Annotated in this window: 19 protein-coding genes; 9 read left to right on the forward strand and 10 right to left on the reverse strand. The window is 73.3% G+C overall.

All coding sequences use genetic code 11. The features are described from left to right. Window positions 1-41 precede the first annotated feature (41 nt). Window positions 42-950 (forward strand): NAD(P)H-binding protein, encoded by a 909-nt coding sequence (locus tag DDJ31_RS31435; RefSeq protein WP_127177030.1) that lies wholly within the window; start codon window positions 42-44, stop codon window positions 948-950. A gap of 69 nt (window positions 951-1019) precedes the next feature. On the opposite strand, the gene DDJ31_RS31440 is transcribed toward DDJ31_RS31435, so the two are convergent. The 3 genes from DDJ31_RS31440 to DDJ31_RS31450 form a co-directional block, all read right to left on the reverse strand. Next, the gene (locus DDJ31_RS31440) at window positions 1020-1706 is read right to left on the reverse strand and encodes a hypothetical protein (protein ID WP_127177029.1); all 687 of its coding nucleotides are present in this window, start codon (window positions 1704-1706) and stop codon (window positions 1020-1022) included. A gap of 37 nt (window positions 1707-1743) precedes the next feature. Beyond that, a complete protein-coding gene (locus DDJ31_RS31445) occupies window positions 1744-2343 on the reverse strand; it encodes a histidine phosphatase family protein (RefSeq protein WP_127177028.1) in 600 nt (199 codons plus the stop codon). 86 nt (window positions 2344-2429) lie between these two features. After that, complete coding sequence (locus DDJ31_RS31450; protein WP_127177027.1) at window positions 2430-3638, reverse strand: pyridoxal phosphate-dependent aminotransferase; 1209 nt, start codon at window positions 3636-3638, stop codon at window positions 2430-2432. A gap of 87 nt (window positions 3639-3725) precedes the next feature. Between DDJ31_RS31450 and DDJ31_RS31455 the strand changes: the two genes are divergently transcribed. Beyond that, window positions 3726-4355 carry a winged helix-turn-helix transcriptional regulator gene (locus DDJ31_RS31455; protein ID WP_127177026.1) on the forward strand — a complete coding sequence of 210 codons (630 nt, stop codon included), beginning with the start codon at window positions 3726-3728 and terminating at the stop codon, window positions 4353-4355. A 159-nt stretch (window positions 4356-4514) separates the two neighbouring features. Here the strand turns inward: DDJ31_RS31455 and DDJ31_RS31460 are convergent, their stop codons facing one another. From DDJ31_RS31460 to DDJ31_RS31470, 3 genes are all read right to left on the reverse strand, one after another. Then, window positions 4515-5321, reverse strand: coding sequence for a hypothetical protein (locus DDJ31_RS31460; protein ID WP_127177025.1), 807 nt, complete (start codon window positions 5319-5321; stop codon window positions 4515-4517). Beyond that, window positions 5321-6586: a VWA domain-containing protein gene (locus DDJ31_RS31465; protein WP_127177024.1), complete on the reverse strand. Its 1266-nt coding sequence runs from the start codon at window positions 6584-6586 to the stop codon at window positions 5321-5323. Before DDJ31_RS31465 ends, DDJ31_RS31460 begins: the two co-directional genes overlap by 1 nt. A gap of 80 nt (window positions 6587-6666) precedes the next feature. After that, complete coding sequence (locus DDJ31_RS31470) at window positions 6667-8238, reverse strand: IucA/IucC family protein (RefSeq protein WP_127177023.1); 1572 nt, start codon at window positions 8236-8238, stop codon at window positions 6667-6669. A 112-nt stretch (window positions 8239-8350) separates the two neighbouring features. On the opposite strand from DDJ31_RS31470, the gene DDJ31_RS31475 reads away from it, so the two are divergent. Next, window positions 8351-9847 carry an IucA/IucC family protein gene (locus DDJ31_RS31475; protein WP_127177022.1) on the forward strand — a complete coding sequence of 499 codons (1497 nt, stop codon included), beginning with the start codon at window positions 8351-8353 and terminating at the stop codon, window positions 9845-9847. A gap of 55 nt (window positions 9848-9902) precedes the next feature. Here the strand turns inward: DDJ31_RS31475 and DDJ31_RS31480 are convergent, their stop codons facing one another. Next, window positions 9903-11108, reverse strand: a complete 1206-nt coding sequence (locus DDJ31_RS31480; RefSeq protein ID WP_127177021.1) for a chitinase — start codon at window positions 11106-11108, stop codon at window positions 9903-9905. A gap of 456 nt (window positions 11109-11564) precedes the next feature. On the opposite strand from DDJ31_RS31480, the gene DDJ31_RS31485 reads away from it, so the two are divergent. The 3 genes from DDJ31_RS31485 (at window position 11565) to DDJ31_RS31495 (ending at window position 13823) form a co-directional block, all read left to right on the forward strand. After that, window positions 11565-12227 (forward strand): HAD family hydrolase, encoded by a 663-nt coding sequence (locus DDJ31_RS31485; protein WP_171480931.1) that lies wholly within the window; start codon window positions 11565-11567, stop codon window positions 12225-12227. 418 nt (window positions 12228-12645) lie between these two features. Next, the gene (locus tag DDJ31_RS31490; RefSeq protein ID WP_127177020.1) at window positions 12646-13551 is read left to right on the forward strand and encodes a HipA family kinase; all 906 of its coding nucleotides are present in this window, start codon (window positions 12646-12648) and stop codon (window positions 13549-13551) included. Further along, window positions 13548-13823: a SelT/SelW/SelH family protein gene (locus DDJ31_RS31495; protein ID WP_127177019.1), complete on the forward strand. Its 276-nt coding sequence runs from the start codon at window positions 13548-13550 to the stop codon at window positions 13821-13823. The genes DDJ31_RS31490 and DDJ31_RS31495 overlap by 4 nt, the downstream gene beginning before the upstream one ends. Before the next feature lie 33 nt (window positions 13824-13856). On the opposite strand, the gene aceB is transcribed toward DDJ31_RS31495, so the two are convergent. Then, on the reverse strand, window positions 13857-15479 hold the full coding sequence (aceB, locus tag DDJ31_RS31500) for a malate synthase A (protein WP_127177018.1): 1623 nt from the start codon (window positions 15477-15479) through the stop codon (window positions 13857-13859). Window positions 15480-15667: 188 nt separating this feature from the next. Then, window positions 15668-16267: a nucleotidyltransferase family protein gene (locus DDJ31_RS31505; RefSeq protein WP_127177017.1), complete on the reverse strand. Its 600-nt coding sequence runs from the start codon at window positions 16265-16267 to the stop codon at window positions 15668-15670. Between the two features lie 188 nt (window positions 16268-16455). Between DDJ31_RS31505 and DDJ31_RS31510 the strand changes: the two genes are divergently transcribed. Beyond that, on the forward strand, window positions 16456-16770 hold the full coding sequence (locus DDJ31_RS31510) for a DUF5955 family protein (protein WP_127177016.1): 315 nt from the start codon (window positions 16456-16458) through the stop codon (window positions 16768-16770). A 226-nt stretch (window positions 16771-16996) separates the two neighbouring features. On the opposite strand, the gene DDJ31_RS31515 is transcribed toward DDJ31_RS31510, so the two are convergent. After that, window positions 16997-17791, reverse strand: coding sequence for an IclR family transcriptional regulator (locus DDJ31_RS31515; RefSeq protein WP_127177015.1), 795 nt, complete (start codon window positions 17789-17791; stop codon window positions 16997-16999). Between the two features lie 271 nt (window positions 17792-18062). On the opposite strand from DDJ31_RS31515, the gene allB reads away from it, so the two are divergent. Together allB and alc are read left to right on the forward strand one after the other, a co-directional pair. Next, window positions 18063-19400, forward strand: coding sequence for an allantoinase AllB (allB, locus tag DDJ31_RS31520; protein WP_127177014.1), 1338 nt, complete (start codon window positions 18063-18065; stop codon window positions 19398-19400). 67 nt (window positions 19401-19467) lie between these two features. After that, complete coding sequence (gene alc, locus DDJ31_RS31525; protein WP_127177013.1) at window positions 19468-20595, forward strand: allantoicase; 1128 nt, start codon at window positions 19468-19470, stop codon at window positions 20593-20595. Window positions 20596-20668 lie beyond the last annotated feature (73 nt).

Consider the following 20668-nt stretch of genomic DNA (forward strand, 5'->3'; position numbering starts at 1 on the left):
CTCCAAGAGTTCCCGCCCCCGCCCGGCGCACCGTGGTGCCCATGATCCTCGTGACGGGTGCCACCGGCACCACAGGTACAGACGTCGTACGACACCTCGCGGCCCGCGGGGCGCCGGTGCGCGCCCTGACCCGCGACCCGGCGCGGGCGAGCCTGCCCGAGGGCGTGCGGGCGGTGCCGGGCCACCCCCGCGACTTGGCCTCGCTCGCGGCCGCCTTCGAGGGCGTCGAAGCCGCCTTCCTGGTCGGCGTGTTCGGGCCCGACGACGGCCCGTACGACCAGGGTCTGGTGGCGGCGGCCCGCGCGGCGGGCGTTCGGCGGATCGTGAAGCTCTCCGCCATCGCCACCGGCGACCCGCGTCTCGGCTCGTTCGGGACCTGGCACCTGCCCGGCGAGGAGGCCGTCAGGGCGAGCGGCCTGGAGTGGACGATCCTGCGGCCCTCCTCCTTCGCCTCCAACACCCTGGGCTGGGCCCCGGCGATCAGCCAGGGCATCCCCGTCCCGAACTCCATGGGCGACGGCGGGCAGGGCGTCGTCGACCCGCGCGACCTCGCCGAGGCCGCGGTCGCCGCGCTCCTCGACGCCCGGCACACGGGCCGCACCTACACCCTGACTGGACCGGAGGTGCTGGGCGCCCATGAGCAGGCGGCGGTCCTCGCGGACGTCATCGGCCGCCCGGTGCGCCTGCACGACCTCTCGCCCGAGGAGCACGCGGCGCGGTTCCGCGCGGCGGGGCTGCCCGAGGCCCACGCGCGGGACTTCCTGCTCGCCGCCCGCGTCGTCCGCGAGGGCGGCAACGCCGTCGTCACCGAGGACATGACGGAGGTCCTGGGGCGGCCGGCGCGCAGCTACCGGGAGTGGGCGACGGACCACAAGGGGGCGTTCCAGGACCCTCACCCGGATCACCCAGGTACCGGAACCGGGCACCCGCCGGCGCCGGCCGACGGATAGCGGCGGTCGGGCGGGTCAGCCGGCGACGGGGTGCGGTGCCGTGCCGGCGGACCCGAGCGGGCGCGCTGCTCACACCCGGCGCGGTGACGCCAGGAGATAGCGGGTCCCGGTGCGCGGCTCGCTGTACTCCCCGACCTGCCAGCCCGCCCGCTCCAGGGTGACAGCGCAGGCCCGCAGCGCCGTCGCGTCCGGCTCGTGGACGGCGACGGCCTCCGGCTGCGGGGTCGCCCGCACCCGGTAGCCCGGCGGGTCGGCCCCGGCCGGGCGGTGACCGGCCGCCTCAAGCGCGAGCGCGGCGGCCCGCACCAGATGCGCTCGCTCCCAGCCGCACGGCCGGTCGACCGCGCCGTCCGTGTTGGTCATCCGGCGCAGCTCCAGCAGCCCCTGCCAGGCGCTGTGCACCTCGCGCGTCCGGGCGGGACCGGCGTCCGGCGGGTCCTGCTCACCGCCCACCCGCGCGGCGAACACCCCGCCCGCCGCGCCGTCGGAACCGGTACCGGAGGCTGGCCGCCCCGCTGCCGTTCCGTCCGCCGCACCAGCGCCCGCACCCGCCCCCGCACCCCCGTCCCCGCCGCCCTCTCGTATCCGGTGCCCGGCCGGTGTCAGGAAGTGGGTGTGGGGAGGGCGGGGGTGCCGGAAGGCGAGCCCGTGCCGTACCAGCGCCGCGAGCTGGGACGGGGTGCCGCGCAGCCGTCCGGTGACGGGGTCGGCGGCGTCGACGAGGCGGCGTTGGGCCGCGGTCGGTGGTCGGGTCACGGCGTGCTCCTCCCTGGTCGGCAGGCACACCCGCAGACTACGACGGGGGTCTGACATTCCACCCGGAGATCACCGGGCGCCCGTGCTCGGTCGACAGCCGGCACACCGTGCCGGTCGCCAGCTGGAACAGGGCGCCGGCCGACGGCGGCAGACCGAGCCTGCGCGCGGTGAGCACCCGCAGGAAGTGGCCGTGCGCCACCAGCAGCACGACCCCCTCGGCGTTGGCGAGCGCCGCGTCCGCCTTGGCGAGCATCCGGTCGGCGCGCTCCCCGACCTGCTCAGGGGTCTCCCCGGGATGCTCGGGAGGCCCCGGCGCGACGCCGTCCGTGAACAGGAACCAGTCCGGCCTGGTGCGCTGGATCTCGACGGTGGTGACGCCCTCGTAGCCGCCGTAGTCCCACTCGCGCAGGTCCACGTCGACCCGGGCGTCGTGCACCCCGATCAGCTCGGCCGTCTCACGGGCCCGCTGCATCGGGCTGACGAACGCGGCGCCGATGCGGTGCGAGCGGATCAGCGGCACCAGCCGGCGCGCCTCGGCGCGGCCGGTCTCGGTCAGCGGCACGTCCGTCGCGCTCGTGTGCCGTCCGGACCGCGACCACTCGGTCTCACCGTGCCGGACGAGGAAGAGATCACCCATGTCTTCGAGGCTAAGAGCCGACGGCGCCCGTCGCGCGGGGGCACGCGCGGCGGGGCGTCCGGACGCCGGGGCGTCTCGGGTGGCGGCTACTGCCGGTACCCGCTCAGGAACCGCCCGATCCGGCCGATCGCCGCCTCCAGGTCGTCCGCGTGCGGCAGGGTCAGGATGCGGAAGTGGTCCGGGGTCGGCCAGTTGAAGCCGGTGCCCTGGACGACCTGGATCTTCTCCCGCAGCAGCAGGTCGAGGACGAACTTCTCGTCGTCGACGATCGGATGCACCTTGGGGTCGATGCGCGGGAACGCGTACAGCGCCCCCTTGGGTTTCACGCAGGAGACCCCGGGGATCTCGTTCAGCTTCTCCCAGGCCACGTTCCGCTGCTCGTGCAGCCTGCCGCCCGGCCTGGTCAGGTCGCGGATGGACTGCCGGCCGCCGAGCGCGGCCTGGATGGCGTACTGGGCGGGCGCGTTGGGGCACAGCCGCATGGAGGCCAGCATGGTGAGGCCCTCCAGATAGCTGCGCGCGTGCTGCTTGGGCCCGGTGACGACCAGCCAGCCGGAGCGGAAGCCCGCCACCCGGTACGTCTTGGAGAGGCCGCAGAAGGTGAGGACGACGAGGTCGGGGGCGAGCGCCGCGGCCGAGTGGTGCACGGCGTCGTCGTAGAGGATCTGGTCGTAGATCTCGTCGGCGAAGACCATCAGGCCGTGGACGCGGGCCAGGTCGAGGATGCCCTCGACGATCTCCTTCGGGTAGACCGCGCCGGTGGGGTTGTTCGGGTTGATGATGACGACGGCCTTGGTGCGGTCGGTGATCTTCGCCGCCATGTCGTCCAGGTCGGGGTACCAGTCGGCCTGTTCGTCGCAGAGGTAGTGGACCGCCTTGCCGCCCGCCAGGGTCGTCACCGCCGTCCACAGCGGGAAGTCCGGAGCGGGGACGAGGATCTCGTCGCCGTCCTCGATCAGCGCCTGGACGGCCATCGAGACCAGCTCCGAGACGCCGTTGCCGAGGAAGACGTCGTCGACGTCGACGTCGAGACCGAGCGCCTGGTAGCGCTGGGCGACCGCGCGCCGGGCCGACAGGACGCCCCGCGAGTCGGTGTAGCCGTGCGCCCGCGGGAGCATCCGGATCATGTCCTGGAGGATCTCCTCGGGCGCCTCGAAGCCGAACAGGGCGGGGTTGCCCGTGTTGAGGCGCAGCACGCTGTGCCCCGCCTCCTCCAGCGCGTCGGCGTGCTCGATCACCGGGCCGCGGATCTCGTAGCAGACCTCGCTGAGCTTGTTCGACTGCCGGAACTCCATGCGCCGCTTCCCCTCAGAGAACTTGTGTTGCTTGGTTTTACCAAGTGTCCGCTTGGAAAGTCCAACAACATGTCTAGACTGCGTCGCATGTCACCGCGCAGAAGCTACGACCAGTACTGCTCCGCCGCCCGCGCCCTGGACGTCGTCGGCGACCGCTGGACCCTGCTGATCGTCCGCGAACTCCTCGCCGGTCCGCGCCGCTACACGGACCTGCACGCGGATCTGCCGGGCGTGAGCACGGACGTCCTCGCCTCACGGCTCAAGGACATGGAACGCGACGGCCTCACGACCCGCCGCAGGCTGCCCCCGCCCGGCGCCGCCTACGTCTACGAACTGACCGGGCGCGGAAGGGAGTTGCTGCCCGTCCTCGTGGCGCTCAGCGGCTGGGGGCGGGCCGAGCTGGGGGAGCGGCGGCCCACCGACGCGGTCCGCGCCCACTGGTTCGCGCTGCCGCTGCTGCGCCTCCTCGAAGGGACCGGTCTCGTCGAAGTGCGCCTGGAGGAAGGCGACTTCCACCTCCATGTCGGCGCCGAGGACGGTCCCGTCTACGGCGAGGGACCCGCGCCGACCGAACCCGACGCCCGGCTGACGGTGGACTCCGCCACCTGCGCCGCCGTCAGCCGCGGGGAGACAGGGCTGCTCGACGCCGTGCGCGACGGGCGGATCACCGTCACCGGCGAAGGCCCGCTGGCGAAGGCACTGTTGCGGGACGTCTGAGGGGCCGGGGGCGCGGCGGGGGAGGAGCCGGGAATCGGTGGTGGGGCAGCGAGGGGCGTCCGGGCGGGGCGCGTGACGGGGGCGACGCCCGGGACCGTCCCGGCGTGGGAGACGCAGAAGGCCCGCACCGGGCGGGCCTTCTGAGGGTTCGTCAGGTCGCTAGGCACCCGGCGGGATCCGCGACGGGCGTCCCGTCCCCCGGGTCAGGGCGTAGCCGCCGATGCCGGCCAGCGCCGCCAGCACCCCGCCCACGCCGGTCCACACCCAGCGGCTCGACCACCAGCCGGAGGACCAGCCGCCGTCCGGCTCGATGCTGGACAGCACCGCCGACTTCTTCGAGGTGTCCTCGTCGTCCTGCCGCGAGGTGACCGCGATGCCGGGCACCAGCGGCTGGGCGAGCGAGCCGTCCACCGCCGCCGCGCCGCCGATGTTCTCGGCGCCGACCTCGACCGACGTCGACACCGGCAGCCCCAGGTCCGACGCGGGCAGCCCGATCGCCGTCAGCCGGACGTAGTACGTGCCCGGCAGCGGGTCGTCGGCCCACGGCTCCGACCAGGCCCGCACCGTGCGCAGCACACAGGTCAGGTCGAGGGAGGCGGTGCCCTGCGCCGCGGTGCGCGTCTGCGCCCCGTACTGGCAGGCCTGACGGCGCCGCAGACCGTCGTACACGTCGACCTGCCAGGTCTGCGCGGTGTGCGCGTCCGGCAGCTTCACCGTCGCGCGCACGGTCGGACGGTGCTCGGCGTCCGCCGCGAACGACCAGTACAGGTAGTCGCCCGCGGAGGCGCTCGCCGTCGCCCGCTGGTCCAGTTCGATCTCGGTCGCCGTACGGAACGACGTGCCCGCCCGGGTGGGCACGGAGCCGCCGTCCGAGGCGCTCGGCGACGGCGAGGAGTCGGCCGCCGCCGGACCCGCCGCGCATCCGAGCGCCAGCAGGGCGACGCTCAACACTCGTGTGAACCGCATCAGTTGGTCCTCCAGACCGCGACCCGCCAGCGTGACACCCAGCCCCACAGCAGACCGGCGAGGAAGCCGACCAGGACCAGCACCCCGAGCAGCCACCAGCCGCGGCCGAGCCCGAAGGCCGCCACGTCGCTGGCCTGCGAGGGGCCGTCGACCACGTCCACGGTCAGCTCCAGCGGCATACCGGGCGTGGTCTTCACGCCGGACGGCGCCGAGAACGCGTTGGTGACCTGGAGGCAGACCGACTCTGCCGGTGCCTCGTCGTCGTCGCTCTCCGCCTTCGGGTAGCGCAGGCCCGTCGAGATCACGTCGGTACGGCCGTTGCCCGCCGCCTCACCGCGCACGATCTCCCGGCCGTGCGTCGTCACCGCCCGCAGCAGCAGCCCGTAGTCCGGGTTCACCGCCCGGTCGGACGCCACGCTCACCGAAGCCCGCAGCTCCTGACCGGGGTTGACGTCCACGCGGTACCAGCGCTGCTGCGAGAACTCCTCGCGGTCCGTGTACAGGCCGGACTTGAGCGTGGGCGCCTTCGCGCACTGCGCGGCCCCCTCGGTCGCCACCGGCGTCACCACCGGGTCGGCCGCCCGGTCCACCAACTGGTTCACCTTGTCGGTGAGTTCGTCGGTGTGCTCGACGGAGGTGTAGGTGCCGCCGGTCGCCTCGGCGATGCAGCTGAGCTGCTTGCGGAGCTTGGTGTTGGGCACCAGGCCCAGCGTGTCGATGGTCAGCCCGATACCCCGGGCGGCGATCTCACGCGCCACCTCGCACGGGTCGAGCGGGGCGCAGGTGTCCTCGCCGTCGCTGATCAGCACGATCCGCTTCGAGCCGTCGCCCGCGTCCAGGTCGTCGGCGGCCTTCAGCAGGGCGGGCCCGATCGGCGTCCACCCGGTGGGCGAGAGCGTCGCCACCGCGGACTTCGCCTCGGTGCGGTCCAGGGGGCCCACCGGATAGAGCTGCGCGGTGTCCTTGCAGCCCGTCTTCCGGTCGTCGCCCGGGTAGTCGGCGCCGAGCGTGCGGATGCCCAGCTCCACCTCTTCCGGTGTCGCGTCGAGGACCTCGTTGAACGCCTGTTTCGCCGCCGCCATCCGAGTCCCGCCGTCGATGTCCCGGGTCCGCATGGACCCGCTGACATCGAGGACGAGGTCGACCTTCGGAGCGCTCTCGCCCGTGGGTTCGCCGGCCGCCGCAGCGCCGGGGAACGCGAGCCCGGCCGCCAGAGTGGCGAGCAGGGCGAGCGCCCCGGACGCCAGCCGTTGTCTTCTGATCATCGGCGGATCCTATTGATCGAAGACGCCGGGCTCCAAAACGAGTCGTCAGCACAGGGGCGAGGACCGGCCGAACACGGCCCTCAGCGAAGGGGGTTGGGCAGTGCCGTCCACTGGTCCCCCGGGGTGCCGGGCGAAAGCCGCATCAGCGTCAGCGCCTTGGTGGGCAGCTCCTCTTCGAGCAGCGCCGTCAGATCGGGGGTGCGCGGCAGATCCCGTACCGCCGCGGCCAGCGCGTCCCGCAGCGCGGGGGCCGAACCCGCCGTGGCGGCGAGCGCGCCGGCCACCAGGGAGCCGAACAGCTTCCGGCGCAACGTCGTTTCGTCATCCGTGACGACCCGTCCGGACAGCTCGGGCACCGGGATGCCGTGCCGCCGCAGCCGCGCCGGGCTCACCCGGATGTCGGCGAGGTCGCGGTAGACCAGCCGCAGCGGGGCGCCGTCGGCGGACAGCACCACCAGCAGGTTCTGCCCGTGCGCCTCCAGCGCCACGCCCTGTTCGAGGAGCCGGAGCCCCACCGTCACCGCCAGCCGCGCGAAGTCCGCGAGCCAGCCCGGGGATGCGGTAAGCCGTGTGGTGGCGAGCGCGGCCACCGGCACCACCCGCTCACCCCGCGCGCAGTCCGCGTACACCTGCGGCGACTCGCGCAGCACCGCCGCCAGATCAGGCGAGTTCGCGGTCGCGGCCCCCAGCGTCCGCGTCATGTGCAACAGCCCCTCCGAGCGGGCCGCCAGGGACTCCGCGAACTCCGACAGCACCGCCGCGACCTCGATCGAGTACCCGGAGATGTCCCGCACGGACGACGTCAGCCGGGCGCTCAGCGCCGTCTTGACATGCGGACCACCGGGCACCGCGAGCGTCCTGAGCGACATCAACGGATGCGCCACGACGGCCTGTTCACCGGCCCGCTTCAGGACGTGCGCCGCCTGCCACGGATGCACCGGCAGCAACAGCTCTCCCCCGTCCCGCAGTTCCTGCGGCCACACCCCCGACATCAGGCACTCGGCCGCCGGCACCGGCACCAGCGCCAGCTCTACAAGCGGCCGGTGCTCGGGCCCGTAGGCCAGTTGCTCGGCCACCGAGAACCCGGGCCGGGAACGGCAGTTGGGGTGGTACGGATGCCCGTCCACGACCCGCTGCTCCCACTCCCAGTCGGCCACCGGCCACGGATCACCGCCCGACGGCTGACCGCCTGGCTCCCGCCGACCGTCCGGCTCGCTGTCGCCGCCCGCCTCCTGATCGTCGTCGTCCGCTCCCTGCCCGGCCCGGGACAGCGCCAACGAGGCGACGCTGTGCGCGAGTTCGGCCGCGAACTCGGTGCCGTGCGGCATGCCCAGCTCGGTGACCAGCCGCGCCGGATGGTCGTGCGGGACACCGTCGAGCCGCACCGCCCGCACATAGGTGGCGGTGGCGTACGGGTCCGCCACCGGGCCCTCCAGCAGCCGGCCGTCCCGCAGCCGCACGGTGAGCCCGTCCCGCCCTGGATTACGGCCGCCGATCCACGGCAACGGCTCATGGGCGAGCGCCCGCCACAGCCGGGTCAGCACGGCCGCCCGCGCGCCCGGCAGCTGTGCCGCGTACCGTGGCTCCAGGTCCTGACGCACGACGGCCAGCTCGGCGGCGACGTCGGACTCGGTCGGGTGGGGACGGTGCACGGGGAGTCTCCTCGGGTACGGGTCGGGCGTCACGAACGTGCGGTGACGGCATCCATACTGATCGTCGGCGTCCGAACGGACCTCACGGAACGAACGGAACGAGTGGAAGCGCGTGGAACCCAAGCCCCGGCCCGACAGTGACGCCGCCGCCCGCGTGGACGCCTACGCCGTCGCCCCGCTGCTGAACTGCCTCCTGCGCGAGGTCGCCCTGCCCCGCCCGAGCGACGCGGGGCGACCGGTGCACCTGCTGCCGGGCGCCGACCGCCTGCTGCGGGTGCGCGGCACCCGCAGACCCACCGAGCCCGAGGTGTTCGCCGACGGCGACTGGCACCGGCTCGACCACGCCGACCTGGTCAAACTCGTCGCCGACGAGCTGCGCGAGCGGACCGGCCTCGCCCACCACGAGCTGCCCGCCGAGATCGCCGACAGCCGCGCCGCGGTGGCCGCGCTGCTCACCGCGCGCGACGCGGCGACGCCGCCCGCCGACCCGTACCGGCGCTCCGAGCAGTCCCTCCTCACCGGGCACCCCTACCACCCGGCGCCCAAGGCGCGCGGCGGCGGCCCGGTGGCGGGCTGGCTCCCGTACGCGCCCGAGGCGTACGCCGCGTTCCCGCTGACCCTGCTCGGGGTGCGCGAGGACACCGTCGTCGAGGACGGCGACACCTCCGCGCTCGACGCCCTCGGCACGGCCCCGCCCGGCTACCGGCTGTTGCCCGCCCACCCCTGGCAGCTCGACCTGGTGGGCCACTCGCTCGCGGACGCCTTCGCCGACGGCCGTCTGATCCACCTCGGCACCACCGCCGACGACGGCTGGCCGACCGCCGCCGTGCGCACCGTGTACACGCCGGGCCGCGACCTCTTCCTGAAGTTCAGCCTCGACGTCCGCATCACCAACGACATCCGCCGGCTCTGGCACCACGACCTGCTGAAACTCCGCCGCGTCGACACCGCGGCGGGCGCCGCGTTCGCCGCGGGGCCAGGACCGGCCGCCTGGCTCGCCGACCGCGGCCACCGCACCGCCGACTTCGCCTTCGAGGAACTCGCCGTCCTGGTCCGCGACGGCTTCGGCGGCCATCTGCGGCCCGGCACCACCCCGCTGCTCGCGGCGGGCCTGGTCGAGGGGTTCCCCGGCAGCCCGCTGGAGCGGGCCGACCCGGCGGCCTGGTGGGAGGCGTACCTCGCGCAGGTGGTGCCGCCCGCGCTGACGGCGTTCGCCGACCACGGCGTGGTGATCGAGGCGCACCTGCAGAACACCCTGGTCGCCGTGGACGCGGCGGGACTGCCCGCGCAGGCCCTGTTCCGCGACGCGGAAGGCGTGAAACTGCTGCCCGACGTCACCAGGGAGGCGGGCTGGGAGCGGCTCGTCTACTGCCTGGTCGTCAACAACCTCATGGAGATCGCCGGCGCCCTCACGGAACACCGTCCCGGCTTCGACCCGTGGCCCGCCGCCCGCCGCCACCTCGCCGGACACGGGCTGCCCGAGGCCGCCGCGCTGCTCACGGCCCCGACGCTGCCGGGCAAGACCAACCTGCTGCTGCGCTGGACCGGCGCGGACGGCGCCGACGCCCGCTACCTGCCGTTGCCGAACCCGCTGGCGGCCGGCGGGTAGCCGCCCGGCCGCGGGGCCCGCGGGTGCGGACCGCGCGGCCGGAACGCCGCCTTCCTCAGCAGGAGAGGCTGCCGCCAGGATCGACGCCGAGGATCCGGGTGAAGCCCAGGTAGGAGTCCACCCGGCTCTGCACCTCGGCCGGGTACTTGCCGTCGCACTCCAGGGCGCCGTTGATGGAGCGGACGGTCTGGCCGAAGCCCGCGTTGTTGACGACGGCGTCGTGCGGGGTCATCGAACCGGGCCCGGACTGCGTGTTCCAGTACCAGAGGCCGGTCTTCCAGGCGACCGACGAGTCGCTCTCCACCAGCCCCGGGTTGTTCAGCAGGTCGATGCCGAGCGCGTCGCCCGCCGCCTTGTAGTTGTAGTTCCAGCTGAGCTGGATCGGGCCGCGGCCGTAGTAGGCGGCCTGCCCCGCCGGGCAGCCGTAGGGCTGGCTCGCGTCGCAGTACGCCGGGTAGTTGGCCGTGTTCTGCTCGACGACGTGCACCAGACCGCCGGTCTCGTGGTTCACGTTGGCGAGGAAGGCGGCGGCCTCCCGCTTCTTCACGGCGTCGTCGCCCGAGGTGGCGAAGGCCGGGTAGGCGCTCAGCGCGGCCCGCAGCCCCTCGTAGGTGTAGACGGGATTGTGGTGCGGGAACATCTGGTCGAACTGCGCCTGGCTGACGACGAATCCGCCGTCACCGCCCTCAGGGACGGGCGCGGGACGCTCAGGGGCGGGCGCCGAGGAGGAGCCGCCCGCCGTCACGTTCCACTTCTCGTTGGCGGCGCCCTGGCAGGGCCAGATCTGCAACGGCGTGCGGTTGGCGCTGTTGTACGCGCGCACGTCCAGGCACTTGTCCGCGGCCGGGTTGACGATGTCCTTGGCCTCGGTGATCACCCACTGCTGGGCTGCCGTGCCGTTGCAGTCCCACAGTTGGACGTCGGCGGCGTCGGCCGTGCTGCCGTCCCGGACGTCCAGACACTTGCCGAACGCCCGCAGGGTCCCGTCACCCGGGTTGGTCCACTGCTGGGCCTCGGTGCCGTTGCAGTCGTACAGCTGAACCCGGGTGCCGCTCGCGGGGTTGCCTTCGTCGACGTCGACGCACTTGTCGGCGAAACCGGTGATCCGGCCGCTCACCGCGTCGCCCGCCAGGGAGAGTCCGGGCCGCTGACTGAGCACGATCCCGCCGCCGACGGTACCGAGCACAAGCCCGATGGCGGCGCCGATACCGACGGAACGCCTGGTCAGATGCGCTCTCGCGCGGTGGACGGTGAACGCCATGGAGGTCACTCCTCAAGGGACGGTACTGAGGGGGACGACCGGAACCCACGGACGCGGACCTCTCACCCCACGCCCCGCACCGACCGCCACGGAGCCGGCCCACGCGACCCCGAGGGCGACGAGACCAGAACGACGCGCCGGCCCTCCCGTGCACGCGCCCCGCCCACCGCCCCGACCTCACATGAGCGTCCGCGAACAGGGCAACGGGACGGGGCGAGGAACGGTTCAACGGGGGCGCGGACAGGGATGCTTGTGCGACGGCTCGGCGAGGAGGCCGCGCCGTGCGGGGAGGGCGACCGCGATGGCGGGACCGACAGCCCGTCGCGCACGACGACAGATGTCTGCCGCGAACGATCCCCGCACCGGCGGGGCCGACCCGTGCCCGGGTGCGCCGCCGCCCACTCCCCGTACAGCGCTCCAACACCGCACGCCCAACCGCCGGATATCGTCGGGCCCGTGATGCGCGCGGTGGTCTTCGACGTCGGTGAATGCCTGGTGGACGAGACGCGGGAGTACGGCACCTGGGCCGACTGGCTCGGCGTCCCCCGCCACACGTTCGCCGCCATGTTCGGCGCCGTCATCGCGCGGGGCCGCGACTACCGCGACGTCTTCCAGGAGTTCCAGCCCGGCTTCGACCTCGACGCCGAGCGGGAACGCCGGGCCGCGGCGGGACAACCCGAGCGCTTCGGGGAGGACGACCTCTACCCCGACGTCCGCGACTCCCTCGCCGCACTCCGGGCGGACGGGCTCTGGCTGGGCATCGCCGGGAACCAGACCGTGCGCGCCGGCCGGATACTCCGCGAACTGTTCACCCCTGTCGTCGACTTGATCGCCACCAGCGACGACTGGGGCGCCAGCAAGCCCGCCCCGGCGTTCTTCCACCGGCTCGCCGAAGTCGTCCCCGCTGAGCCCGGCGAGATCCTCTACGTCGGCGACCGCGTCGACAACGACCTCCGCCCAGGCGCCGCGGCCGGGATGCACACCGCGCTGATCCGGCGTGGCCCGTGGGCGACGATCCAGTGGCACACCGAGGAAGCGGAGAGGCTCCCCACCTTCCGGGTGGAGAGCCTCCTCGAACTGTCGCCACGCATTGCGGAGTTCAACGCGCGAGAGCACTGACTGTAGTCGCCCACCTGGGAGTTGCGCCGGGTTTGTATGCGAGCCCAGCGCGCGACCGGTGGCGCTCGGTGGTCCGCGGCCGCTGTTCCCAGCCGGTCGCCCCTGGGAGCGGTGGGGAGGGCGATCACGGTGGACTACCCGAACGGGGCGGTGCCCGTGGGTGCCGGTCGCTATCGGTGCGGCCGACGACGGTGACTCGCATCCACCGGTGACCGGGCGGCGCACCAGGTCGGCCGGCGGAGTGTCCGGCGCGCGGGCGATCCTGAGGCGTTCGTCCCGCCGTACTCGCCCCCACCCTGCGCCCCGCCCGCCCCACCCCCATCCTGGAGACAGGAACCCCGGGCGGTCGGGCCGTTCCTTGCTCGTGATCACCCGTGGTTACTATGCACGAGGGTGAGAGGGGAGGTCGGTTCCGGAGATGTTGCGACAGGTCACCGCCACCCGGTACGTGGAACCCCTGCGCTCCGGGGGGTCCGTCCCGGGGGTTTTCGAGGCTGACGATCTCGGTACCTACGTCGTCAAGTTCACCGGCTCGGCGCAGGGCCGCAAGGCGCTGGTCGCCGAGGTGATCGTCGGTGAGCTGGCCCGTGCGCTCGGGCTGCGCTTCCCCGAGCTGGTGCTCGTCGACTTCGACCCCGCCGTCGCCGACGACGAGCCGCACCAGGAGGTGCGCGACCTGCACGCCGCGAGCGCCGGCCGCAACCTCGGCATGGACTATCTGCCGGGCGCCCGCGACTTCACCCCGGAGGTCGCCGAGGAGTTCCCGGTGGACCCGCTGGAGGCGGGCCGGATCGTATGGCTCGACGCGTTCACCGCGAACGTCGACCGGACGGTGCACAGCTCCAACCTGATGATCTGGCCCACCTTCGGCACCGCCCCGCCGCACCTGTGGCTCATCGACCACGGCGCGGCGCTGGTCTTCCACCACCGCTGGGACACCTCCGCGCCCGAGAAGACCTACGACTTCCGCCACCACGCCCTCGGCCACTACGGGCCCGACGTGCGCGCGGCCGACGCCCAGCTCGCGCCCGCGGTCACCGAGGAGCTGCTGCGCGCCGTCGTCGCCGAGGTGCCCGACGACTGGCTGACCGGCTTCCCGACGGCCGCCGAGGCGCGCGAGGCGTACGTCGGCTATCTGCACGCGCGCGTGCGGGCGTCCGCCGCCTGGCTGCCCACCGACTTCCCGAGCCGGGAGGAACGCGCCGCCGAGGAGGCCCTCCGCGCGGCACGCACACAGCAGGGCCGTCCGAAGTGGCTCAAGCGGGTCCCCGACCTGCATGGCGCCCCGGCGGTCGAGAACGACGGGACGGTCCACCTGGGATGACGGACGTACAGCGGGTCGAGATCGAGTACTGCACGCAGTGCCGCTGGCTGCCGCGCGCCGCCTGGCTGGCGCAGGAGCTGCTGACCACCTTCGAGAGCGAGCTGACGGAGCTGGCGCTGCGCCCCGGCACCGGCGGGGTCTTCGCGGTCCGGGTGAACGGCGAGGTGGTCTGGGACCGCCGCGAACAGGGCTTCCCGGAGCCGACGGCGGTGAAGCGGGCCGTACGCGACCGAGTGGCCCCGGGCAAGTCCCTGGGCCACTCGGACACATGACGGGTCGTCAGCCCGCCGGGCGCGGGCGGTCGCTCAGTCGGCGAGCCGCTCGTACGCGGGCAGCGTCAGGAAGTCCGCGTAGTCGTCGTCGAGGGCGACCTGGAGCAGCAGGTCGTGGGCCTGCTGCCAGTGGCCGGCCGCGAACGCCTCGGCGCCGATCTCCCCGCGGATGCTCTCCAGCTCCTCGGCGGCGACCCGGCGGGCCAGCTCGGGCGTGGCTTTCTCGCCGTTCTCGAACTCGACGCCCGCGTTGATCCACTGCCAGATCTGCGAGCGGGAGATCTCGGCGGTGGCCGCGTCCTCCATGAGGTTGAAGATGGCGACCGCGCCGAGTCCGCGCAGCCACGCCTCGATGTAACGGATGCCCACCTGGACGGCGTTGACCAGGCCGTCGTAGGTCGGGCTCGCCTTCAGCGAGTCGACGGCGATCAGCTCGGCGGCCTCGACGTGGACGTCCTCGCGCAGCCGGTCCTTCTGGTGGGGGCGGTCGCCGAGCACCTTGTCGAAGGACTCCATGGCGATCGGCACCAGGTCGGGGTGGGCGACCCAGGAGCCGTCGAAGCCGTCGCCCGCCTCGCGGTCCTTGTCGGCGCGGACCTTCTCGAAGGCGATCTTGTTGACCTCGGCGTCGCGCCGGGACGGGATGAAGGCCGCCATGCCGCCGATGGCGTGCGCGCCGCGCTTGTGGCAGGTGCGGACGAGGAGTTCGGTGTACGCCCGCATGAACGGGGCGGTCATGGTGACCGCGTTGCGGTCCGGCAGGACGAACTTGGTACCGCCGTCACGGAAGTTCTTGACGATGGAGAAGAGGTAGTCCCAGCGCCCCGCGTTCAACCCGGAGGCGTGGTCGCGGAGTTCGTAGAGGATCTCCTCCATCTCGTACGCGGCGGTGATCGTCTCGATGAGGACGGTGGCGCGGACCGAGCCCTGCGGGACGCCCACGTACTCCTGCGCGAACACGAACACGTCGTTCCAGAGGCGGGCCTCCAGGTACGACTCCGTCTTCGGGAGGTAGAAGTACGGGCCCTTGCCGAGGTCGAGCAGGCGCTGCGCGTTGTGGAAGAAGTAGAGCCCGAAGTCGACCAGCGCGCCCGGCACTTGCTCGCCGTCGACCAGGAGGTGACGCTCGTTCAGGTGCCAGCCGCGCGGACGCATCACGACCGTCGCCAGTTCGGCGTCGTCCTTGAGCGCGTACGACTTGCCCGACCCGGCGTCGGTGAAGTCGATGTTCCTGGTGTAGGCGTCGATCAGGTTGACCTGGCCGAGGATCACGTTCTCCCAGGTCGGCGCGGAGGCGTCCTCGAAGTCCGCGAGCCACACCCGGGCGCCCGAGTTGAGGGCGTTGATGGTCATCTTGCGGTCGGTGGGGCCGGTGATCTCCACGCGGCGGTCGTTCAGGGCGGCCGGGGCGGGGGCCACCGTCCAGGAGTCGTCCGCGCGGACGGCGGCGGTCTCCGGCAGGAAGTCGAGCGTGGAGGTGCGGGCGATCTCGGCGCGGCGCTCCGCCCGGCGGGCGAGGAGTTCGGCACGCCGGGGTGCGAACCGCCGGTGCAGCTCCGCCACGAAGGCGAGGGCCGCGTCCGTGAGGACCTCCTCCTGGCGGGGCAGCGGCTCGGCGTGGACGACGGCCAGCGGGGACGGCGCTGGTGCGGACATGATCTGTCACTTCCTTCAGCGTGCGTGGCACCGGGTGCCGGTCGACCCGGGCAGGGCGGGAGGCACCCCGGTGAGAGTCAGAGCGCTTCTGAACAGTGGATACTAGTTTCCTCATCGTGGAAGTTCAATGGTTTGTTGACGTCGAGATTCTCCGGATCGAGCCAATGTGGCGCTCCGTGCCACCCCGTTCACTCAAGGTGCGCCAGATCCGCCGCCGTGTCGATGTCGAAGGGCCGGGCGACGTCCCCGCACTCGACGAGCGCGAGCGCGTCCCGGTGCGCCTTCAGATAGGCGCGCGCCCCCTGGTCACCGGTCGCCGCCTCCGCGATCCCCGCCCAGTGCGCGGCCCCGAACAGCACCGGATGCCCGCGCACCCCCGCGTAACAGGCCGCCACCAGCGACGACTCGTCCCGGTATCCGGCCAGCACCCGCCGCACGGCCGCCGCCCCGATCCCCGGCTGGTCCACGAGCGACACCAGCGCCGCCCGCGCCCCGGTCCCGGCGAGCGAGCCGAGCCCGGCCCGCAGCGACGAACCCATGCCCCGCTCCCACTCCGGGTTCTCCACCACCACGCATCCGGCCAGATCGGCCCGCTCCCTGACGGCACCGGCGCGCGCCCCCAGCACCACGTGCACCCGCGTGCACCCCGCCGCGCGCAGCACCCCGACCGTGTGCTCCACGAGCGGTCTGCCCCGGTGCGTCAGCAGTGCCTTGGGGCGCCCGCCGAGGCGCCGTCCGCCCCCCGCGGCGAGCACCAGGCCGACCACCGCGTCCTCGTTCTCCGTCATGCGTCCTGCATACCCGACCGCCGGGCGTACGCCGGGTTCCCGGGGACTGAATTTCGGCACGCACAGTGGCGCACCGGGCACCGAGTGGCGTTTACTGACCGGCGTCCCGAGGCGCCGACCTGCGTGATGGGCGCGGTGTACGGGCATACGTCAGGCAGGCGCACACCGGCGTGTGCGGGGGGAGAACTGTGTTGCGGAGCTTGGGGCAGAGAACGGTGACCGGCAGCGGCGAGGATCCCCGGGTGGCGGGCCTGCGGACCGCGGTCGCCCGGTTACGCCGCGAACTCGCCACGCATCCGGCGCAGTTTCCCGACCGCTCGATCGCCGAGGAGGAACTCGCCACCCTCGCCGCGATGGTCGCCTCCGGCCCGCCGGAGATACCCCGCCTGCGCCGCTCCCTGCTCCTGATCGCCAGCACCCTGGGCTCGGTGAGCGCCCTGGCGGCGGGCCTGACGGCGCTCCGGACAGCGGTCGACCTCTTCGGACCGCCGCCGAGAAGCTAGCCGGGCCGCCGCCGAGCAGTTGGCCGGGTCGTCGCCGAGAAGCTAGCCGGCCGGCTGGCTGGTCGGCCCCGGCCGTCCCGGTGGCCCCGGCAAGCCGTGGCCGGCCTCCGCCGTCCCCTACGGCCTCGCCGCCCGGCGTCCGGCCTCGCCGTTCTCTGCGGCCACGCCGTCCGGCGTCCCGCCGCGGTGACCTCTGCGGCCTCGCCGCCCGGCGTCCCGCCCCGGCTCACCCCTGGTTCTGGGCCGTCAGCGCCTGGGACAGTTCCGTCGCGACCTGCTGGAGCACCGGCACGATGCGGTCCGTCGCCGACTCCGTGACGCGGCCCGCCGGGCCCGAGATGGAGATCGCGGCGGCGGTGGGGGAGTCGGGGACCGAGACGGCCAGGCAGCGGACGCCGACCTCCTGCTCGTTGTCGTCGACCGCGTAGCCGAGGCGCCGTACCTCCGCCAGGGCGGTGAGGAAGCCGTCGGCCGTGGTGATCGTCCGGTCCGTCGCGGCCGGCATGCCGGTCCTGCCGAGCAGGGCGCGCACCTCGTCGTCGGGGACCTCGGCGAGCAGCGCCTTGCCGACGCCCGTGGAGTGCGGCAGCACGCGCCGGCCGACCTCGGTGAACATGCGCATCGAGTGCTTCGACGGCACCTGGGCGACGTAGACGATCTCGTCGCCGTCCAGGAGCGCCATGTTCGCCGTCTCGCCGGTCTCCTCGACCAGCCGGGCCAGGTAGGGGCGGGCCCAGGTGCCGAGCAGCCGGGACGCGGACTCGCCCAGGCGGATCAGCCGGGGGCCGAGCGCGTACCGCCTGTTGGCCTGCTGGCGGACGTATCCGCAGGCCACGAGGGTACGCATCAGGCGGTGGATGGTGGGCAGCGGCAGCCCGCTGCTCGCCGACAGCTCGCTCAGACCCACCTCGCCGCCCGCGTCGGCCATCCGTTCCAGCAGGTCGAAGGCGCGCTCGAGGGACTGGACCCCGCCGGAGGCGGACCTGGCGGAGTCGGTGGTGCTGGCGCTGGACGTCGGCACGTCGCGTTCCTTTCGGGGCTGGCAGGAAGGGCAGAAGCCTACCTGGCGGTCGGTTGACTCCCCGGCTCTCGATAGCTACGTTCTGCGATACGGAAGTGTAGTTTCGCTTTGTGGAAACGTCCAGGGTGTGGGCGACCTGTCCGTGCGGGGAAGGTCTGCTCTTGACGACGTGGTACCCGGAGTGAAGACTCCTTCAACAGAAAGTTGAATTCCGTTACGTGGAAGTAAATCCCGTTTCCGCGGTGTGACGCGGTGGCTGAGAGGGGCCTGGGTGTCCGACGTAGAACTGGTGCTGCGCTCGACGCGCGTCATCACCCCCGAGGGGACGCGCGCGGCCACGGTCGCGGTCACGGGCGGCACGATCACCGCCGTCCTGCCGTACGACACCGACGTGCCGCCGGGCGCCCGTCTGACCGACCTCGGTGACGACGTCCTGCTGCCCGGCCTGGTCGACACCCATGTGCACGTCAACGACCCGGGGCGCACCGAGTGGGAGGGGTTCTGGACCGCCACCCGCGCGGCGGCGGCCGGCGGCATCACCACGCTGGTGGACATGCCGCTCAACTCCCTCCCGCCGACCACCACCGTCGACCACCTCCGCGTCAAGCGCGAGGTCGCCGCCGCCAAGGCGCACATCGACGTCGGTTTCTGGGGCGGCGCCCTGCCCGACAACGTCAAGGACCTGCGCCCGCTGCACGAGGCCGGCGTGTTCGGCTTCAAGGCGTTCCTGTCGCCGTCGGGCGTCGAGGAGTTCCCGCACCTCGACGAGGAGCGGCTGGCCGCGGCGCTGGCCGAGATCGCCTCGTTCGACGGCCTGCTGATCGTGCACGCCGAGGACCCGCACCACCTGGAGGCGGCCCCGCAGCGCGGCGGCCCCCGGTATGCCGACTTCCTCGCGTCCCGGCCCCGGGACGCCGAGGACACCGCGATCGCCCGCCTGATAGCGCAGGCGAAACGTTTCGATGCCCGGGTGCACATCCTGCATCTGTCGTCCGCGGACGCGCTGCCGCTGATCGCCGCCGCCAAGGCGGAGGGCGTCCGGCTCACCGTCGAGACCTGCCCGCACTACCTCACCCTCACCGCCGAGGAAGTACCCGACGGCGCAAGCGAGTTCAAGTGCTGCCCGCCCATCAGGGAGGCGGCCAACCAGGATCTGCTGTGGCGGGCGCTCGCCGACGGCACCATCGACTGCGTCGTCACCGACCACTCGCCCTCCACCGCCGACCTCAAGACCGCCGACTTCGCCACCGCCTGGGGCGGCATCTCCGGCCTCCAACTCAGCCTGGCCGCCGTCTGGACCGCCGCCCGCGCGCGCGGCCACGGCCTGGAGGACGTGGTGCGCTGGATGTCCGAACGCACCTCACGACTGGCCGGACTCGACCGCAAGGGCGCCATCGCCCCAGGGCGCGACGCCGACTTCGCGGTGCTCGCGCCGGACGAGACGTTCACCGTCGACCCGGCCGCCCTCCAGCACCGCAACCGCGTCACCGCGTACGCGGGCAAGACCCTGCACGGCGTCGTCAGGTCGACCTGGCTGCGCGGCGAACGCGTCGTCGCAGGCGGCGAGTTCACCGCCCCGAAGGGCCACCTGCTGACCCGCACCCCCTGAACTCCGGCGCCCCGCGCGCCCCTTCGCACCCGCAGCGGCCGACTCCCGAAAGGAAACCCTGATCACCGTGACGGCGACACCTGGCTTCACCGGCGACGCGAACCCCTACGGAGGCGGTGACCCGTACGCGGACTACCGCACGGCCGACTTCCCCTTCACCCAGTACGCCAACCTCGCCGACCGGCAGCTCGGCGCCGGGGTCATCGCCGCGAACGACGAGTTCTTCGCCCAGCGCGAGAACCTCCTGGTGCCGGGCCGTGCCGAGTTCGACCCCGAGCACTTCGGCCACAAGGGCAAGGTCATGGACGGCTGGGAGACCCGCCGCCGGCGCGGCACCTCCGCCGAGCACCCCTGGCCCACCGCCGACGACCACGACTGGGCGCTGATCCGCCTCGGCGCACCGGGCGTGGTCCGCGGCATCGTCGTCGACACCGCCCACTTCCGCGGCAACTACCCGCAGGCGGTCTCCGTCGAGGCCGCCTCGGCGGCCGGCTCGCCGTCCCCCGAGGACCTCCTCGGCGACGACGTCAAGTGGACGACCCTCGTGCCGCGCACCCCGGTCGGCGGGCACGCCGCGAACGGGTTCGCCGTCTCGGCTGAGCAGCGCTTCACCCACCTGCGGGTCCGCCAGCACCCGGACGGCGGCATCGCCCGGCTGCGCGTCTACGGCGAGGTCGTGCCCGACCCCCGGTGGCTGGCCGCCCTCGGCACCTTCGACGTCGTCGCCCTGGAGAACGGCGGCCGGGTCGAGGACGCGTCGAACCTCTTCTACTCGCCCGCGACCAACACCATCCAGCCCGGCCGCTCCCGCAAGATGGACGACGGCTGGGAGACCCGCCGCCGCCGCGACCAGGGCAACGACTGGATCGCCTACCGACTGGCCGCCCAGGCCCAGATCCGCGCCGTGGAGATCGACACCGCGTACCTGAAGGGGAACAGCGCGGGGTGGGCGTCGGTGTCCGTGCAGGACGCCGACGGCGGTGCGACGGGCGAGTGGCGCGAGATCCTCCCGCGCACCCGCCTCCAGCCCGACACCAACCACCGCTTCGTCCTGCCGGTCCCGGCGATCGGCACGCACGCGCGCGTGGACATCTATCCCGACGGCGGCATCTCCCGCCTGCGCCTGCACGGCTCCCTCACGGAGACGGGCGAGGCGTCCCTGACGGCGAGGCACCAGGAGCTGGGCGGCCAGTGATCTGAGAACCGGGCGGGAGGCCACCGGCCGCCGGCCACGGCCCACCGGCCACCAGCCACGGCCCACCAGCCAC

The sequence above is a fragment of the Streptomyces griseoviridis genome (genome assembly GCF_005222485.1).
Taxonomy (GTDB): domain Bacteria; phylum Actinomycetota; class Actinomycetes; order Streptomycetales; family Streptomycetaceae; genus Streptomyces; species Streptomyces hintoniae.

What these genes read in the sequence shown, in the direction of transcription:
- DDJ31_RS31435 (WP_127177030.1), top strand. Translation starts at nt 42, where the DNA reads ATGATCCTCGTGACGGGTGCCACCGGCACCACAGGTACAGACGTCGTA.
- DDJ31_RS31490 (WP_127177020.1), top strand. Translation starts at nt 12,646, where the DNA reads ATGTTGCGACAGGTCACCGCCACCCGGTACGTGGAACCCCTGCGCTCC.
- DDJ31_RS31495 (WP_127177019.1), top strand. Translation starts at nt 13,548, where the DNA reads ATGACGGACGTACAGCGGGTCGAGATCGAGTACTGCACGCAGTGCCGC.
- aceB (WP_127177018.1), bottom strand. Translation starts at nt 15,479, where the DNA reads ATGTCCGCACCAGCGCCGTCCCCGCTGGCCGTCGTCCACGCCGAGCCG.
- DDJ31_RS31450 (WP_127177027.1), bottom strand. Translation starts at nt 3,638, where the DNA reads ATGGAGTTCCGGCAGTCGAACAAGCTCAGCGAGGTCTGCTACGAGATC.
- DDJ31_RS31480 (WP_127177021.1), bottom strand. Translation starts at nt 11,108, where the DNA reads ATGGCGTTCACCGTCCACCGCGCGAGAGCGCATCTGACCAGGCGTTCC.
- DDJ31_RS31505 (WP_127177017.1), bottom strand. Translation starts at nt 16,267, where the DNA reads ATGACGGAGAACGAGGACGCGGTGGTCGGCCTGGTGCTCGCCGCGGGG.
- DDJ31_RS31460 (WP_127177025.1), bottom strand. Translation starts at nt 5,321, where the DNA reads ATGCGGTTCACACGAGTGTTGAGCGTCGCCCTGCTGGCGCTCGGATGC.
- DDJ31_RS31465 (WP_127177024.1), bottom strand. Translation starts at nt 6,586, where the DNA reads ATGATCAGAAGACAACGGCTGGCGTCCGGGGCGCTCGCCCTGCTCGCC.
- DDJ31_RS31455 (WP_127177026.1), top strand. Translation starts at nt 3,726, where the DNA reads ATGTCACCGCGCAGAAGCTACGACCAGTACTGCTCCGCCGCCCGCGCC.
- DDJ31_RS31445 (WP_127177028.1), bottom strand. Translation starts at nt 2,343, where the DNA reads ATGGGTGATCTCTTCCTCGTCCGGCACGGTGAGACCGAGTGGTCGCGG.